The organism is Krasilnikovia sp. M28-CT-15 (genome assembly GCF_047159595.1).
GTDB lineage: Bacteria > Actinomycetota > Actinomycetes > Mycobacteriales > Micromonosporaceae > Actinoplanes.
Window position 1 is genome coordinate 2742069 of record NZ_BAAGAK010000001.1, and the last position, 17273, is coordinate 2759341.

Sequence of the window (17273 nt, forward strand, 5' to 3'; positions counted from 1 at the left end):
TTCGCCGTGCAACGCATGAAGCCGAGGCGGCGGCACGGGGGAACCGCAGCCTCGGCATCCACAGTGTACCTATGCGTAGGATCTTGAAACACGGCCCTCGTAGCGGCTATCACCAGATGAGGTCTCTCCGCAGTGACCAACCACCGCTACGGGGGCCGCACCAGCACCGCACAATCTGGTGCGGAGTGCGATGTGCGGCCCGGACCACACGACGAGGTCCATCAGGTCATGCGAGGCGGCCGCAGTTCGTCGGTGTCAGCGGAGATGGTGGAAGTAGTCGGCCACCGTGAAGTGGATGTTGGTGTGTCCTCGCTGCTGACTCGAAAATAGGCAGTGAGTAGGCAGGCGGCAGCGCCGGGGCGGAGCCCCGGCGGGTTTGTTGCTGGCTGACCTTGACGGTGGGTGCGGGTGTTATGCGAGGGCTGGCTCGGTGCGGGTGGTGAGGGTGACCTGCTGGCCGGTCAAGCGTTCGAGCTGGTGGATCAGGTTGTGTTGGTGTCGTTGGTGGTAGCGGGTGTCGTGGAAGCCCGATCCGAGGTCGTGGTAGCGGGCGGCAGGATCGGCGAGCAGGTGCCAGACGACGGTGAGGATCGAGTTGCCGGTCGCGACGATTGCTCGCATCTTGCCTCGGCGTCGCGATAGGCGTCGATAGCGTTCGCCGAGGAAGGTGTCGCTGCGGGCCAGTACCGCGGTGATCTCCCCGAGGGTGCTGGCCAGCCATGGATTGCCTTTGCCAGTGGTCGCCGGTTTCGTTCGGCCGGCGGACTGCTTCGCGCGGGGAGCGAACCGGGCCCAGGACGCCAGATGCGCGGCGGTGGGAAAGACGCTCATGTCGAACCCGAGTTCGGCGATGAGTTCCTGGGCGCAGCTGGCACCGATGCCGGTGACCTCGTCGAGTTGCTGAACCTGCGCCGCGTATGGGCTGATCACGTCCTCGATCACGGCGTTCAAGTCGGCGATGTCTGCGGTCATGGCGTCGATGCGTTCAAGCATCTTGGCGCAGAGCAACGCGTGATGTTCGGCGAAGTGGCCGGTCAACGCCTCCCGCAGTTGGGGGATCTTCGCGCGGAGCCGACCACGGGCCATCTCCGCCAGCACGTGGGGGTCGCGTTGCCCGCCGATCAGCGCGGCCAGGATCGCCCGGCCGGAGACGCCGAAGGTGTCGGAGGCGACCACCGACAGCTTGATCTGCGCGTCTTCCAGGAGCTTCTCCAGACGCTGCTTCTCCCGGGTCCGATCGCGGATCAGCGACCGGCGATACCGGGTGAGGTCACGTAACCGGCGGATCGGCTTCGGCGGGACGAAACTCGGTGCGCACATTCCTCGCTCGACGACCTTGGCCAACCACACCGCGTCCAACTTGTCGGTCTTGGGCCGGCCCGGCACGTTCTTCACGTGGGTGGCGTTGAGCAGCCAGCACTGTAACCCCTCGGCTTCGAGGAGATAGAACACCGGCTTCCAATAGTCCGAGGTGGCCTCCATCGCCACCCGGGTCACCCCGAGCCCACGCAACCGATCGGCCAGACGCAGCAGCGACCCGGTGGTCGTGGCGTACTCGGCGACCTCCTGACGGCGCCGGCCCGCAGTGCTCTCATGAGGGATCCTGATACACGCCGTCAGAACGGCTTTGCCGATGTCCAACGCGGCGACCCGCTCGACCAGTTCGGTCGCTTCTACGGTTGCTTCCATTCCTGGCTCCTCGCGGCAGACACCATCAGGTGGCTGCCCGCGGGGCCGAGGGAAGAACAGAGGCGGACTCGCGTGCTCGAGGCAACAATGCAGGGCCCTGGAAACCGGCTCCCAGCGTCAGACTACTTGACGGTCTCACAGACCAAGCCGCGACGCCGTCGGCGGGCAACCGCCCCCATTTTCCCGCCGGTCAGGGCGTGCAGAAAGCACACGAAGGACTACTTGTGAATCGCCAGGTGCGATATCTCGCTCGCGCCGCTGGTGTTCGGCGCCCCCTCGAAGGGCATCGTTGCCGTGCCGTCCAGATGATCGTTCGTGCAGTCTCAGATCTCCTGAAACCCGGCGCGGACGTTGACCTTGATCCAGCCCGGGATGCCCTGGCGATCCGGGTGGCGTTCAGTCGGCAGTCCCCATCTACCTTGTCGTCCTGGCCCAGCGTCCTCTGGGCGAATGTCGTCGGAACGGTGTTGAGCAGGTGGAGCGTGCGCGGTGCCCCATTTGTCATCGTTGAATGTCGTGGTGCCGCGGCGCGTCATCCTCCATGTGGTCGGATGCGTGTTCCTGCTCTGCGAGCGGTCCGCACGTCTCGTGCCCCAACTGTCACGCTGCGTAGATTTCGATCTTGTGGGCCGATGCAGTCGTTTCCGGTTCTGTAGGGTGGCCCTGCTGGATAGCGCGACACACCTGCGGGGAGGGGTTGGGCGATGTTGCCGGCTGATGGGGCGATGCAGCAGATTGCGGTGGAGATCGATGGCCTGAAGCAGGTCGCCGCGAGTTTGCGTGGGGAGTTGGAGGACAGCTTCCGGGTGCAGGTGCCGAAGGTGCATGACGCGGTGCAGCCGGGGGCGACCCTGGGCGCGTCGATCGCCGGAGGTGCCTGGGTCGGTCTGCAGGATGCTCTGCATGCCAGCTTGCAGGGCACCAGTGACGCGTTGTTCAACCTCGATCAGGGTACGCAGGCCGTCACCACTGCGGCGGAGCAGATCGCCCAGGACTACGGCGATGCGGATGCCTTCTCGAAGGCCAGGGTGGAGGACGTTCACGAGATCATGGTGGCGCCACCGCAGGCCCTGGCACCGCTGTCCTCGACGATCCCGGCGGGAGACCTCTGATGGCGGAGGTGGGACGCTTCATCGCGGGTTCCAATTACAGCGGGTTCGACGTGAAGCAGTTGTTCGCCATGGTTGATGCCGCGCAGTCGAGCCTGGCGCCCAGTCATGCTCAGGTCGATGCGCTGAACCGGGCCCAGCAGATGCTGAGCGCGCATCAGCAGGCCTTGAGGAATGCGCGGGCACAGCTCGCGGATCGGTGGCCGCCTGAGACGAACGCGGCGTCGAACGCCTATCTCGTGGAACTCGACCGGCTGATCACGGCGGTTGGTGACACTGCGTTGACCTGCGCGGTGAACGTGTTGCACATCAACCTTGTCAGCGACGCGATCGTCGCGTCCCACAAGGCGGTGAAGCCGCTGTACGACGAGTACGTCGCCAACGAGAGTGCTCTGGCCAAGTACGAGCAGGACGTCCATGAGTTCGGTGATGGCGCCAAGGACATCCCCTTCGGCAAGAGCATCGCCGAGGGTGCGAAGCGGCTGTTCTCGGATCCGCCGGTCGCTGACGGTCGTCAGGACGAGCTGACCCAGCGTGTACGGCAGGAGATGACGTCGCTGGCCGGGGCGGCGCAGGACGGCGCCGCCCGGATCCAGCCGCCGACACCGTACGTACCGCCGAAGGTAAGCCCCAGCCAAGCAGCCGGCGAACAGAAAATCGGTGGTTCGGGCGGTAGGTCGACCGGTGGGGCTGTGCGGCCGCCGCGCATCGACCCGCCGGCGCACACCCGTACTTCCCCCGACGGTGACACGCCCACGCTTGGCGGCAGTGGGGGCGGCGGCGTGCCGTCACCGATCGGCGGCGCGCATCCGGTTCCGTCTGGCGTTCATCCCGGGCTGTCCGGGAGCGGGCCGGCCCTGGCGGGTGGCATCGCCGCGCCGGTGCTGCCTGCGCCGGTCCATCCGGTGCCGGCCCCAGGGGTCGGACCCGTACCCGCACCGCCCCCGGCTGCCGGGGGCGGGTTGCCGGGACTGCTGCCCGGTCTTGCCGGGCCGGTGGCAGGCTTTGGCCCGGTCGGGCCCGGCGGGGGGATCGCTGGTGGTGTCCCTGCCGGGCGGCCCGGCGCACTGCCTAACTCGAGCGGCCCGCTCGGTGGCCTGCGCAACGGTGTTATCGGCGGCGTCCCCGGCGCAGGCGGGATCTCCGGCCAGGGCGGCGTCCCGGGTCCGGGTGGCATCCGAGGCACGAGCGGGATTCCCGGCCTGGGCGGCGCGGGCAGCGGCGGCCTGGGGGCTGGAGCCGGCGCCCGGCCGAGGATCAATCCGGTCGGTGGGGTCATCGGCCAGCAGCACGAGGCTTCGGCCGGTAGCCCCGGCCGTGGTCCCGGCGGCCGCGTCGCCGGATCGGCGGGGATGGCTGGCGCTCCGGGTGGACGCCGGGGTCGCGGCGGCGAGCCGGCTGACGGGCAGCGGTGGGATCCTGACAACCCGTGGGAGACTGCGGAGGGCGTCGACCCGGTGATCGCACCTGAGCAGTCGAGCGGCCAGGTCGATCCCGGACCGGGCATCATCGGATTGCACCGGTGAACCCACCGCGACACCGCTTCACCCGCCTGGCCGCCGCAGCGGCCAGCGGGGTTCTGCTGGTCCTCGTGGGTGCGTCACCGGCGCTCGCGGACTCGATCCGGGAGCGCCAGTGGCATCTGGACGCGTTGCACGTCACCGCCGCTCACAAGGTCAGTCAGGGTGAGGGCGTCACGGTCGCGGTCGTCGACACCGGCGTCCGCGCCGATCACCCGGATCTGGCCGGCAACGTCCTGCCCGGCGTCGATTACCGCGAGGCGGGCACCAAGGGGTGGGTGGACACCGATGGACACGGCACCGGCATGGCCGGGATCATCGCCGGGCACGGCCACGGCCGGGGTGACGCCGACGGTGTCCTGGGCATCGCACCGAAAGCCAAGATCCTGCCCATCCGGGTTCTCAACGACAACAACCGGCCCACCACCAAGATCCCCGACGCCATCACCGAAGCCGTCCGCCAACACGCCGACGTCATCTCCATGTCCTTCAGCGACACACCCGACGGACCCCTCCAACGCGCCATCCAGCAGGCAATCGACGCGAACATCGTGCTCGTCGCCAGCTCCGGCAACCGCCCAAGGGACGTCTTCCTGCAGTACCCGGCCAAGTACCCGGGTGTCGTCGCGGTCGGCGCGACCGGACGTGACGGCAAAGTAGCCCCATTGACCATCACCGGCCCGGAGATGACCCTGGTCGCGCCCGGCATCGACATCGCCACCACCGACAACGACGGCGGCTACGTCGAGTCCAGAGGAACGAGCGACGCCACCGCGATCGTCGCCGGCGCCGCCGCACTGATCCGCGCCAAATACCCGGACCTGTCCGCCGCCGAGGTCGTACACCGGCTCACCGCCACCGCCACCGACAAAGGCGCCCCCGGCCGCGACCGCGACTACGGCTACGGCGCGCTCGACCTCGTCGCCGCACTCACCGCCGACGTTCCCGCCAGCGCCGGGCAGCCTTCCGCGGCCCCGAGCAGCTCGGCAGCCCCGCTCCCGGATCCGACGACGAACGCCAACACCGCAGCAGCCCCCTCCACAAGCAAGGCGGCCGCAGTCAACTGGACGGCCATCGGCGTGGTCGTCGCCGTCCTCAGCATCGTGATCGGCCTGATTGTCGGCCTGCCCGTCTGGCTGGTCCTCCGTAGCCGCCGACACCGCAAACCGTGACATCCGGGTTTCCGCGACCCGACTCAGCGTCCGCAGCATTCGGTACGTAGTCAACAGACAGCGTTCGGTTAAGCCGTGTCCGATCAAGAGCACCGTTCACCACCTGCTGCAGCGCCGGCATACGCGGGGCCGCGAGACAGAAACGCGAGTCAGAAACCAGTGTGATCACCCGCCGGATCGGGCGTCGGTGGACTACCGCTCCAGCGCCGGCGAACGGTCGAACAGCACAAGGATCGACGGCCGTCGTCGCCCTGGTCAACCGTCCCCACAGGGGCAGGTCGCTCGGGTAGGGTGGCGGGTCCGCAGTCGGGACGGGGGAGGTGCCGGTGCAACCGGGGGGTTTCGAGGTTGACGTCGAGGCGTTGCGCGGTATCGGAAAAAGTGTGGCAGGGGTCGCCGCGACATTGCGGGAGGCGGTGAAGGCGGCCGGCTCCGGTCTGGCGCCCACAGGACTGTCGGGCTCTGCCGCCGCTGCCGCGGCGCAGGCCGCCGAAAAGGTGTGGCATGCCGATTTGCGGCGACTCACCGGCCAAGTCGATGACTGCGGCAAAAGTCTGGTCAGCGCGGCGCAGGAATACCGGGCCACCGACGAGGCGAACGCTCACAAGCTGCACCGCAGCGGGGCGGGGCTGGGCCGGTGAGCGGCATGACGTTGCAGGAACTGCTCTGGTTCGACCCGGGGCCGTGGCATTCAGCGGCCGACGCGTGGCATCGGCTGGCCCAAAGTGTCGATGACGCTTCCGACGAGATGATCAGCGGTACCCGTGACCTGGGTGAGGCGTGGTCGCAGGGCCCCGGCTCGGCCGCCGCCGCGGAGAAGGTCGCCAGCCTGCGGGGCGAGGTGACCAACACCTATCTGCCGGCGAAGTCTCTGGGTGATGTGCTCGACGAGCACGCGTACGCGATGGTGGGGCTGCGGAACGTGGCCGAGGGGATTGTCGCGTCGGCAAGGCAGGCCGGGTACACCGTGGACACGGCGGCCGGCACGATTACCGCGCCCGCGTCCGCGTACATGGGTGGCAACCTGGAGCAGACCGGCCGGGAGACCGGCGAACTGCTCAATGAGTTGCGTACGGTCGTGGCGCGGGCGCAGGCGCAGGATGACGCGACCGCCGCCACCATCAACGGCAATGTGCCGTCGGTGCAGTACGGTTTCGGCGCCGCCCCGCCCGACAAGATCGCCCGGGCCGAGGAGCTGGCGAAGAAGATCAAAGATCCGACGTATGAGCCGACCGCCGCGGAGCTCGACGAACTGCGGGACCTGGTCAAGACGTACGGCAAGGACCACATCTTCGCCTACACGTTCCTCAACGACCTCGGGCCCAAGGGCATGCTGGAACTCAGCGGCACGCTGGCGACCTTGCAGCTCGACAATCCCGGCAAAGACGCCGACGGCATGCTGTTCAACCGCCACACCGCCGACGACGTGCGGGACCTGCAGAACGGTCTCGGTGCGATGCTGGGCACCGCGACCCACGCGACCGGCACCCAGACCGGCCCGCGGGGCGAACAGTACGTGCCCGGCGAGTACGAGCTGTCCGGCCAGTGGATGTCCGATCTGATGGTCGCCGGGCGCAGCAAGATGGACATCGGTGATCCCTCCAGCCCGGCGCGGCACCTCGAGGGCGTCTACGGCTACCAGCTGCTCGGCCCGCTGCTGCACAACGGCGACTACGACGCGAAGTTCCTGTCCGCCGTCGGCGGCGACATCACCGACTTCGAGATGTCCCAGGGCAGGAACAGCGCCCTGTGGACGGACGTGCGCGGCGAGAACGTGCGCCTGGACTGGACTCAAAGCCACGACGACAACCCGGTGCCGGCCGGCTACGACCCGATGAACGGCCTGATGGATGCCCTGTCCCGCAACGGTGACGCCACTCGGGACCTGCTCACCGGTGTCACCAGCTACACCGGCGACGGCCCCGACGGCGGTCGGCTGCCCCGGCTCGACTACCTGCTCACCGACCGGGACTGGAGCGCGACCGCGGACCACCCCGGCGGGCCGGGCTGGTATACGGAGCTGGCGCAGCATGGCGGGGACTACAAGAACGGCGCTCTCGACAAGTTCGGTGTTGCTCTCGAGCACGCCACGATCGACCATCCCGGGCCGGACGCGCAACGCCTCGTCGAGTCGATCATCTACGAGACCAACGTCGACGAGCAGGCCATGGGCTACGGCAACGGCGAAACCCCGGGCCACGGCAAGACCGGCGACTTCGCGACCACCGATGTGATCAACCCACAGCTGCGCGGCTCGATGGGCCACATCATGTCGGCGTACATCGACGACGTGAACCGCAACATCGCCGAGGGAAACCACGTCCTGGCCGGCGACGACCAGCACGTCAACGTCGACCGGAACCACCTGGTGCGATTCCTGGCCGACCTCGGCAAGGACCCGGGTGCGCACGACACCATCGCCAAGGCCGAGGCGGCGTACGCCACGGGCCAGTACAGCGAGATCCTGTCCGGCAAGCAGAATCCGCACGACGACCTCGCTGGCAACCTCCGTGCGATGGAGACCGTCTCGCACCGCTACGGCAGCGTGCTGGGCGCTGTCGACTTCGGGGCGTCCGAGGCCCACCACGCGACCAGCGCCGAGCTGGACGAGAAGTACAACCAGGGCGTCGAGGACCGGTACAAGGTCGTCGGTCGCGTGGTCGACGAGGTCATGGGAAAGGCGACCAGCAAGATCCCGGTACCCGTCGTCGGTGACCTGGCCAACGAGTTCGTCAGCGACCTGATGACCAAGGCCGAGGAACAGGCGAAGGTCGACAACCACGGCCAGGCGACCTACGAGGTCGGCGCCATGCTCGGCGCCGGACGTACCACCTCGGTCGACCTCACCGAGTATGCCCTCTACCACTCCGGCAAACTCGAACACTTGCCAGACAACTTCACCTCAAACGGGGAGCTGAAGCCGGTGAGCGAGTGGACCGCCAAGGATCAACGGGCCTGGCAGGACTACAAACTTCATTTTGGTGAGAGCACGGTGGGTGTCGCCGGCACCCACGCAGGGGTCTCCTATCAGAACGGCTACGGTTGGGCGAGGGACACCCTCCAGCATTGGAAGGACACGTCCAAGTGAGAATCGATACTGGCTCGCCCCGGCCGAAGGTGTTCGCCGTCGCGATCGTTGCCGTGACGATGGGCTCTGCTATGGCGGGTTGTACCGACGGCAGCCGGCCCGGGGACAAGACCTCACCGTCGGCCGCCTCGAGCAGCGCTGCCGGGTCTTCCATGACCTTCGAGGAGGCGTACCGGAAACTGCCGATGGACGGCACCAAGGATCTACCGATCACCTGGGACCTGTCGGGGGCGCCGGACACCGACGAGGTCCTCGCCGCCCGACGGGGCCTCGCGTTCGAATACTGGCTGGACCAGGCGACCGACTGGACACCGATCATCCCGATCGGACGGTTCACCGTCACCGAGGAACGGTACGAAAAGCTTCTCGCGCCGTACGCGAAGATCTCGGCGGCCGAGAACCCGATGATCGGTCCGATCTGGGTCAAAGTCATGGGTGTCGAGAAGAACGGCGCCGACCAGGCAACCGTGACGTTCTGCACGGACCACGGCTACTGGCGCCACGCCAAGGACAGCCCCCAGGTCCGCAAGGACCGGGCGAACCTCGAGTCGTACCAGATGAAGAACGTCGAGAGCGGCGACGGCGAACACCATTGGCGCGTCGACGGACTGATCGACAACGATGGAACCCGCGAAGCGAAGTACGGCGCGCAGTGCACGAAATGGGCCCAGCACCAACCCTGACAGAACACGCGTTCATGCGACGCCGCCCAGGAATCTGACTGAAGCGATTCCAACCCCCGCCCGGGTCGGTGCCTACAATCCGACTCGGTTCAATGACCGCGAGGTTGTCGCGTGGCGGTTCGGCGAGGCAACGGCCTTGCTCGGCGTGCTCGTTCTCCCATCGGAGCCCGGGCCACTCTGGGTCCCGTTCCGGATGGTCGGCAGGCAGCACCCGGGGCTTCGCCTAACAGCTGTGTGCCGCGCGAGCGGTCCCCAGAGTCATAGGGGCACTCAACTCTCAATGCCCAACGCTGACCGTCGTTCGCCGACGGGCCCACCGAACGACTGGGCGGATGGCCGCAGCAGGCGCCAACATCAGTACGGCGACGAGAAGCCACCCGGCTCCACCCAAACCGAGAACGAGTGAGGTTAGAACGATCGGCGCGGCCATGCCGCCGAGCTGCAGACCCATAGCGTAGGTCGCCTGGTACTGCCCCTGCTCATCAGCGGACGCGAGCTCATAGGACAGGCCCCATCCGGCGGCGGAATGACGGAGTTCCCCAGTGACGTGCAAGAACGCCCCGACCAGGATGAGCCCGATCGTCAGTGGTGGTGGTCCGAATGAGCTGGACGCGAACGCAAGGCAGGACACTGCGATTAACGCGCCCGCGCTGCGGAACGCCCGGATTGCTCCAGCCACCTCCTCTGTTCCACGAGACATGCGTACTTGGAAGAGAACCACCATCGCTGTATTGACGATGACACAGACGGCGATGAGCCAGTGCGGAGCGTCGGTGTATTGGGCTATCCAGAGCGGGAGGACGAGACTTAGGATGTTGTGGTGCATCGACATCATTCCGTCGAGTGCAACGAATGCCAGGAAGGGCTTGTCGCGAAGCGAGGTGAGTCGGGGACCGCTGGTTTTTCTTGGTGTAGGAGCGATGTCGGGCAGACGAAGAGCCAGCCACGCGATGACCAGGTAGCTAATCGAATTGCCCAGAATGAGGGCGCGGTAGGCCACTGGCGTGCCCACCGCAAGGCCGATTCCGGCCACGGACGAACCGAGGGTCAGCCCGACGTTGGCGGTGGAGCGGAAGAAGGCTCGGGTACGGACGAGTTCTTCGCGCGGGATCACTCTGGCGATGGTCGCCTGGCGCGCACCGCGTTGTCCGGCGTCTGCCAGGGCAGTCAGGGACGCGACCAGGATGAAGCCGCCGACGGAGGTCACGAGAAGCATCGCGGCGGAGAGGGCGGTCAGCGCCAAATAGAACCACACCTGCAACATTCGAGGGCCGTACCGGTCGGCGATGTATCCCATCGGCGTGCTGGCCACCAGGGACACCAATGCCGACACGGACAGCCCTAGGGCCACCTCCGTGGGCGTCAGACCCACCATGGTCGTGAGATACAAGGCGCTGGATGTGAGCCAGAGGCCCGAGCCGGTCGTGTTCGCCAAGGTGATGGTTGCCAAGGTTCGGGGTGGCCCGGTTGGCAGCCGAAGACGCGAGATCACGAAGGTATCTAACCATCGATGTCACGGCGGGTGAACCGCTCGCCGCACAGACGTCGATCACGGTTGGGGAGTGAGTCAGGGCAGCTGTGCCGAGTTTAGGGGATGCCTGGCGTTCACGACCTCTGTGGACGCGGGGAGCGCGAAGTTCCGAGAAAGCGGCAGCTGGCCGAGGCGTGTCTGGCGGCATCGACGGATGGCACCCGGCCGGGGCCCAATCGGTTTCACTATGATCGACAGCCTGCCTACGCTGTCAGTGCGATCGCGGATCTGCCGGGACCTGTCCGTGCGTGCGGCCTACCGAGGAGCCTTGAATGGACTGCGACGTCGAAATCGTCGTCGATCTGCGCGCAGAGCTGGCCGAAGGGCCGTGGTGGGATGCTGCCGCTCGCCAGCTGGTCTTCGTGGACATCGTCAGCGGCGTCGTCCACCGTTACTCTCCGCAGACAAACCATCTCGAATCGCTCCGGATAGGTCAGCCGGTGGGCGCAGCGGTGCCGCGGGCTAGCGGCGGCCTCGTATTGGCACTCCGCGATGGGGTGGCGGTGTGGGATGGTGTGAACCCACCGACGATGGTGTGCGACCTCGAGGGCGACGTGCCTGGGAATCGCCTGAACGACGCAAAGTGCGATGCCGCGGGGCGACTATGGGTGGGCTCGATGGCCTCGACGCCCGCGGCCGGCAGTCTGTACACAGTCCTGCCCGACTATTCGCACGTGCGGGTCCTCGGCGGCGTGACCATCTCGAACGGTATCGGGTGGAGTCCTGACAACAACACCATGTACTACAACGACAGCCGCACGTTTCGGGTCCAGGCCTTCGACTTCGATCTAAGTTCGGGTTGCCTCAGCGGGGGGCGCACATTCGCGCGGCTGAGCCCGGAAGAGGGCGAGCCGGACGGCCTGACGGTGGATGCCGATGGATACGTCTGGATCGCCACCTTCGGCGGTGGCGCGGTGCGGCGATACGACCCGGCGGGTCGGCTCGACGGCCTCATCGAGTTCCCCGCGAGAAAGGTCACCAGTTGCGCATTCGGCGGCACGGACCTGGACGAACTCTACGTTACGACGGCGGCGATCGACCGCGATGCGCAAGAGGCTGCCCATGAACCACATGCGGGCGGCGTCTTCCGGTGTCGCCCGGGGGTGCGGGGCCGGCTCGACCACGCCTTCGCCGGGTGACCGCTAGGCCCGGCGCACTGTCACTAACGCCTGCTCACGAACGGAGACGACACTATGGGTGGAGCGCCATCCGAACTCGAGGGCGGTTACCGGCTGTCCGCCGTGATCATGAGCCACCCGACTCGTGCTCGCCTGGTGGAGCGCCTGCAACGTTCCTGCCCAACCCTGGACTTCCAGGTTGTCATGGACGACTCCGCTCAGCCGTCACCGGACGGCGCTTTGGCCACTGCCCTGCGCGCCTGGAGTTCAGTGGTGGACGATGCGACCCATCACTTGGTGCTCCAGGACGACGTCATCCCCTGCTTGGACTTCGCCGTCCGTCTGTCGCGCGCCATCGGCTCCGACCCAGACCGGGTCTTCTCCCTATTCTCCGAGTGGGGTTCGAAGACCGCCCAGATGATACGGATAGCTGCCCTCGGTGGCTACGGTTGGGCGACAGTCGCCGACGCCTTCCTGCCCGCGCCCGCGGTGCTGATGCCGGCGGAGTCCGCGGTGGAATTCGCGCGCTTTCTCGCCCTCCGTCTTGCCGAGGGCGAGAAGCGGGACGCTTTCCTACTGCTCCACTATCTGCGCGACCATGGTCGGCAGCCCCAGGTCTGCGTGCCCAATCTGGTCCAGCACGACGATCCGTTGCAGGCGAGCCTGCTGCCCAATGGCAAGGTCCGCGGCCCTCGACGTACGGCTTGCTACCCGGGTTCGGCGGCATTGCCCGACCCGTGGCCCCCGCAGATCCGCCAGCTTCCCCAGTACCTCCCCTATCACTCTCCCCACGATCTCGTCGCGAACGTCTGTTTCTCGCCGGACGCCGACCAAGGCTGGCAGACCGTTCCGGCCTTCGCCTGGCTGGCCGAACGTGGCTGGTCATTGACCGACCTCGACGAGTTGTTCCGAGAGTCGATCCGGATTGCCGGTCTTCAACTCGACGACGAACCACTCGGGTACGACTCTCTGAAGGAGAGCGTCATCTCCGCCTTCGTAACGGGATGGGTACTCGATGAAGGGCAGGACCTGCGCGCTTTCGATCCAGACCATCTGTCGGCGATCCAGCTTTCCGCGCTCGGCACCATGGCAGCCGGTCCCTTCCGTCGGGTGTTGTCCGTGCGGCAGTTGAACCACCTGGAAACCGCGATGCGGCCGTTGCTGACGAACGCGATCCTCAGAGGCATGGAAGCGCGGGACGCGGCGGGTGGACCAGCGCACGGGAGGGCGCCGCAATGCGCCGCGTGAGCACCGTGGTCTTCGACTTCGGCGAGACGCTCGTCGACGAGACGACACAATGGTCGACCTGGGCATCCTGGCTGGGGGTGCCACCGTTCACGCTCATGGCCACACTCGGCGGTTTGCTGGAGCGGGGCCGTCCGTTCAAGGAGGTGTTCCGCCTCTTCGATCCGACATTTGACATCGACGAGGAAATTGAGCGGCGCCGGACCCTCGGGGACAGCGTTCCGCTTGACCGGACGACGCTGCACCACGACGTCGCGCCGACCATGGACCATCTGGCTTCGGCCGGCTATCGGCTCTACATAGCAGGCAATATGACGCCGCAGGAGCGTCTCTGTCTCGCTGGGCTGGCGCTGCCCGTCACGGCCGTGCTGTCACACGGCGATCTCAGCGCGCGAAACTCCGAGGCAGCGTTCTTCGGCTCACTTGTGCAGCGGCTCGAAACCGCGACGGGCGACATGGTCTATGTCAGCCACCGCCTCGACACCGCGGGCCTAGCCGCACGTCAGGCCGGTGTCCCGTTCCTCTATCTGCAACGCGGGCCGATCGCGCACCTGCGCCTCGGCAAGCCGAGCGATCGCGCCACCCGGTGGCGGATCGTCGGTCTGGACGACCTGCCCGGTGCGCTCGACGAGATGAACCGCACCGGGCCGTGGTAAACACCGGCCTGGCCAGGTGGCTCAATGGTCGGTGGGGATCACCCTGGCGCCGCCGAGGACGGTCGCGCCGATCCCGAGCCGAGCTGCTTCCTCGATAAGTACGCCGGTCCGGACCGCCTCTGCGACTGAGCGGTGGAAGACCAACACGCCGTGGTTCTCTAGCAGGAGTGCATGGGTGTCGGGCGTGATGGCCGATCGGATGTTCGCCGCCGCATCTGGGGTTCCTCGCCGTGCATACGGGACGACAGGCACGCCCGCATCCAACCCGAATATCACCAGTGGCTCGGCCCAGGGGAGGATCGGGTGGCCAGCCACCGCGTACGTCGTGGCGGCGGGTGAGTGGGTGTGTATGACGCAGTTGGCGTCGTCCTGCTCGGCGTACACCGCGAGGTGCATCTGTACTGCAGCAGCGGACAGAGGCGGCAGATTCCCTTCGAGTACCTCACCGTCGAGCCTGATCCGGACGATCTGCGCCGCCTGGAAGCCTCGCAGGCTCGGAGACGCCGTGTAGAGAATCTCGTTACGACCAGTGAGGCGCAGACTCACATTGCCGTGACCGCTCAACGACAGAATGTCGGCCGTCGTGACGGCGGCGGCTGCCGCGACAAGCTCGTCGCGGGCGGAGCGCAGGTCGACGATTGTCACAAGATTGATGCCTCCTCCATGAACAGCGGCCACAAGAGCTACTTAAGACGGTGCCGCGGCAGAGGCAGAAGGATCACGGAACCCGCTCTGCGCTGCATCGATCATCATACTGCGGGTGGTGCAGGCAGCAGGCCCGCAGGGCACTCGGCTCCGCGAGAGTCGCGGGGACCCTCGCAACGGCCTGCCCATCCAGCCGATCTTGGCTATGGTGGACAACGTTGTAAACATGGATCATGAGGGCCGACAGTGGGGCGGTGTCGCCCTACGGGCTGAGGAGTCGTGTCGGGCGAGGCGCACCGGAGGTGCGCCGAACTCGCAGAATCCGGGGCCGTGGCCCGCGGCAGCCCGATGTAGTCTTGGCCAGCACAGGGGAGAGCACATGCCATCCACACAGGAAAGCCTCGTACATATTCTCCGCGACAAGATGAACGTGTCGGTCGACGACATCACCTCCGGCCTCTCCCTCGGCCCCGAGGGCCTGGACTTGGAGTCGCTCAGCATTACGGAGCTGATCATGCACTGCGAGGAAATGCTGAGCGTGAGGATCCCGGACAGCGATTACCAGCTGGTGCCGCAGATGACACTCCAGGAACTCGCCGACTATCTCGACCGCAGGACCGGCGAGAAGGTTTGAAGTGAACTCTCCCCTCACCCTCCGCGCGCTCGCCGAGTTGCTGGCCGAGGCCCCGGTCCTCGACACCGTCCCAGCCTCGGATCCCGACCAGCCCTTCGTTCTCGATTCACTGGGGCTGACCTGGCTGGTCCACCTGCTTGAGGACAAGCACGGCATCACGGTCGACCTCGACGACTCACAGCTTCGTGAGCCCACTACCCTCCGTCGTCTACTTGGCCACGTCAACGTGACGGCCGATCGCGAAGGCGTGGTCGACGCATGACGACCGACGTCGCGATCTCTGGTTTCGGAGTCTGGAGTGCGTTCGGCCGAGGACCCGGCCCGCTACTTGATCACGTGTTTCAGGGCAAGGCCAACTTCCGCACTGTAGACAGGTTCGATGTAACCCGGTTTCGGTCGCATCATGCGGCGCAGGCGACAGACGCTCCGACGATGGCTCAGGCATTCGCTGACGCCGCGCAGGACGCCGTGGCCATGGCAGAGCTCTCCCTCCCCGGCCGGGCAGGTGTACTCCTCGGCACGCAAGGTGACTGGAGCGGCCTGACCTCCTACTGGCGAACCGGGGAGCTGCGGGGGCTTCCGGCGGCGACCGCCGGACACCATCCGGCCGGTCTCGCCGCGGCACTGGCACTGGGCCCGGGCCGGCGTCGCGCCTTCGTCAACGGCTGCATCGCAGCCACGACCGCCATCATCCAGGCCGCACAGCTCATCGCGTACGGGCGTGAGCAGGTCGTCTTCGCCGGCGGCGGCTACCTCGTCGATGAGGAGTTCTTCGCCAAGTTCGACTCCGGGCATGCGTTGACCACCGCCTCGGTAGTTCGGCCCTTCAGCCGAGACCGCTCCGGGCTGCTGTTAGGTGACGGACTGGCCGTGCTCATCCTGGAGCCGCTGCACCAGGTGCTTGACCGTGGTGCGCGTCCGTTGGCCGTCATCTCCGGTTGGGGGTTGGCATCGGATGCTTACCACGTCTGTCGACCCCACCCTGACGGCCGGGGAATGGCTCTCGCCATTTCCCGGGCGCTGGAGCGGGCTGGCGCTGCTGCGGCGGATATCGACTATGTCAACGCCCACGGAACCGGTACACCTGCGAACGACCCAGCCGAGAGCCGGGCGATCCGGCACGTCTTCGGTGCGCAGCCACCTCCCGTCAGCTCGACCAAATCGACAACCGGGCACGCTCTGGAAGGCTCCGGAGCGCTGGAGGCAGTGATATCGGTTCTGGCGCTGACCCACGGACTGCTGCCTCCGACAGCGGGATTCACGGAGGTCGACCCGGACTGCGCCGTCGACTGCGTTCCCAACGCTCCTCGGCAGATCGCCGTCCGGCAGGTGGTCAGCTTGTCCGCCGCGTTCGGCGGCGCCAACGCGGCTCTGGTCCTCCGCAGGCCGTCATGAGGATGAACGTCCAGACCACCGCGGCCATCGGCCCTTGGGGACACACTCTGGAACAGTTGCCAGAGTGGCTCGATGCAGGGTGTCCCGCACCGTCCGACGGGCACAGCCCGCTTGAGCTGCCGATGACTCGAGGCTTCATCGAGTCGCGCTTCATCTCCTTGGTCGACCACGCGCTGACAACATGCCTCACCGCAGCGCCGCCCGACTTTGACGGGGAGAATACGGCAGTCGTGTTGGCGACGATACTGGGCGACACCACGACGGCCGACAAGGCCAGCGCGGCCGTGGGTGCCAGTCGGCGCCCGCAGCCGTTGCTGTTCTACCAGTCGGTACCGACGTCCGTGCTCGGGCACGTCAGCCGACAGTTCGGCATTACCGGCCCGTTGGTCTGCGTGTCCGGCGGAGCGAACCTGTACCAGGACGCCATGGAGACGGCCGAGCTGCTTTTCCTCGACGGACACCTTCGACACCTGCAGATGGTCTACATCGACCTCGGCACTGGGCCGCGCCCTCAGGCCACCCTGGAAATGCTCGCAGAGGATGGCGGCGAGGAGTTGGCGGCGCCTTGGGAGTGCTGTATCGCAGCGTTGACGACCGCGGGCGATGAGCCGGTCTCGGTGGATCCGCCGGGCGGGACCGGCGGGCTCACGGCCGCGCATCTGCCCCGTCCGATGTTGGAGTTCCTGCGGCTCGCTCTGCGGAGATCCAGGTGACCAGCACAACGCGAGGGTGTGGGGCCGGGAAGCCCGCCGATTCCCGCCCTGCGGTCGCGGGATGGGCTGCAGCGG

General features: G+C 66.9%; 16 protein-coding genes. 13 read left to right on the plus strand and 3 right to left on the minus strand.

What is annotated here, in order from left to right; genetic code table 11:
- Positions 1–411: 411 nt before the first annotated feature.
- A complete protein-coding gene (locus ACMCNO_RS12865) occupies positions 412–1689 on the minus strand; it encodes an IS110 family transposase (protein WP_412749643.1) in 1278 nt (425 codons plus the stop codon).
- Positions 1690–2393: 704 nt separating this feature from the next.
- On the opposite strand from ACMCNO_RS12865, the gene ACMCNO_RS12870 reads away from it, so the two are divergent.
- The 6 genes from ACMCNO_RS12870 (at position 2394) to ACMCNO_RS12895 (ending at position 9261) form a co-directional block, all read left to right on the plus strand.
- Positions 2394–2801 carry a hypothetical protein gene (locus ACMCNO_RS12870; RefSeq protein ID WP_412749644.1) on the plus strand — a complete coding sequence of 136 codons (408 nt, stop codon included), beginning with the start codon at positions 2394–2396 and terminating at the stop codon, positions 2799–2801.
- The gene (locus ACMCNO_RS12875; protein WP_412749645.1) at positions 2801–4324 is read left to right on the plus strand and encodes a hypothetical protein; all 1524 of its coding nucleotides are present in this window, start codon (positions 2801–2803) and stop codon (positions 4322–4324) included. The genes ACMCNO_RS12870 and ACMCNO_RS12875 overlap by 1 nt, the downstream gene beginning before the upstream one ends.
- Positions 4321–5490 carry a type VII secretion-associated serine protease mycosin gene (mycP, locus tag ACMCNO_RS12880; RefSeq protein ID WP_412749646.1) on the plus strand — a complete coding sequence of 390 codons (1170 nt, stop codon included), beginning with the start codon at positions 4321–4323 and terminating at the stop codon, positions 5488–5490. Before ACMCNO_RS12875 ends, mycP begins: the two co-directional genes overlap by 4 nt.
- A gap of 320 nt (positions 5491–5810) precedes the next feature.
- Positions 5811–6131 (plus strand): WXG100 family type VII secretion target, encoded by a 321-nt coding sequence (locus ACMCNO_RS12885; RefSeq protein ID WP_412749647.1) that lies wholly within the window; start codon positions 5811–5813, stop codon positions 6129–6131.
- Between the two features lie 5 nt (positions 6132–6136).
- Positions 6137–8578 carry a hypothetical protein gene (locus ACMCNO_RS12890; RefSeq protein WP_412749648.1) on the plus strand — a complete coding sequence of 814 codons (2442 nt, stop codon included), beginning with the start codon at positions 6137–6139 and terminating at the stop codon, positions 8576–8578.
- Between the two features lie 152 nt (positions 8579–8730).
- Positions 8731–9261, plus strand: a complete 531-nt coding sequence (locus ACMCNO_RS12895; RefSeq protein WP_412749649.1) for a hypothetical protein — start codon at positions 8731–8733, stop codon at positions 9259–9261.
- 277 nt (positions 9262–9538) lie between these two features.
- On the opposite strand, the gene ACMCNO_RS12900 is transcribed toward ACMCNO_RS12895, so the two are convergent.
- Positions 9539–10696, minus strand: coding sequence for an MFS transporter (locus ACMCNO_RS12900; RefSeq protein WP_412749650.1), 1158 nt, complete (start codon positions 10694–10696; stop codon positions 9539–9541).
- A gap of 368 nt (positions 10697–11064) precedes the next feature.
- Here ACMCNO_RS12900 and ACMCNO_RS12905 point away from each other — a divergent pair, with 368 nt between their 5' ends.
- Genes ACMCNO_RS12905 through ACMCNO_RS12915 form a run of 3 tightly spaced genes read left to right on the plus strand, consistent with a single transcriptional unit; the run spans position 11065 to position 13811 of the window.
- Positions 11065–11931, plus strand: a complete 867-nt coding sequence (locus tag ACMCNO_RS12905; RefSeq protein WP_412749651.1) for an SMP-30/gluconolactonase/LRE family protein — start codon at positions 11065–11067, stop codon at positions 11929–11931.
- 54 nt (positions 11932–11985) lie between these two features.
- On the plus strand, positions 11986–13158 hold the full coding sequence (locus ACMCNO_RS12910; RefSeq protein WP_412749652.1) for a hypothetical protein: 1173 nt from the start codon (positions 11986–11988) through the stop codon (positions 13156–13158).
- Complete coding sequence (locus ACMCNO_RS12915) at positions 13155–13811, plus strand: HAD family hydrolase (RefSeq protein ID WP_412749653.1); 657 nt, start codon at positions 13155–13157, stop codon at positions 13809–13811. Before ACMCNO_RS12910 ends, ACMCNO_RS12915 begins: the two co-directional genes overlap by 4 nt.
- Before the next feature lie 21 nt (positions 13812–13832).
- On the opposite strand, the gene ACMCNO_RS12920 is transcribed toward ACMCNO_RS12915, so the two are convergent.
- Entirely contained in the window at positions 13833–14456 is a 624-nt protein-coding gene (locus tag ACMCNO_RS12920) for a class II aldolase/adducin family protein (protein WP_412749654.1), read from the minus strand.
- Between the two features lie 379 nt (positions 14457–14835).
- Between ACMCNO_RS12920 and ACMCNO_RS12925 the strand changes: the two genes are divergently transcribed.
- The 4 genes from ACMCNO_RS12925 to ACMCNO_RS12940 are packed head-to-tail and all read left to right on the plus strand — an operon-like array spanning position 14836 to position 17198.
- Positions 14836–15090: an acyl carrier protein gene (locus ACMCNO_RS12925; RefSeq protein ID WP_412749655.1), complete on the plus strand. Its 255-nt coding sequence runs from the start codon at positions 14836–14838 to the stop codon at positions 15088–15090.
- Between the two features lies 1 nt (position 15091).
- The gene (locus ACMCNO_RS12930) at positions 15092–15352 is read left to right on the plus strand and encodes a hypothetical protein (RefSeq protein WP_412749656.1); all 261 of its coding nucleotides are present in this window, start codon (positions 15092–15094) and stop codon (positions 15350–15352) included.
- On the plus strand, positions 15349–16485 hold the full coding sequence (locus tag ACMCNO_RS12935) for a beta-ketoacyl-[acyl-carrier-protein] synthase family protein (RefSeq protein ID WP_412749657.1): 1137 nt from the start codon (positions 15349–15351) through the stop codon (positions 16483–16485). The genes ACMCNO_RS12930 and ACMCNO_RS12935 overlap by 4 nt, the downstream gene beginning before the upstream one ends.
- 2 nt (positions 16486–16487) lie before the next feature.
- Positions 16488–17198, plus strand: a complete 711-nt coding sequence (locus tag ACMCNO_RS12940) for a hypothetical protein (protein ID WP_412749658.1) — start codon at positions 16488–16490, stop codon at positions 17196–17198.
- Positions 17199–17273 lie beyond the last annotated feature (75 nt).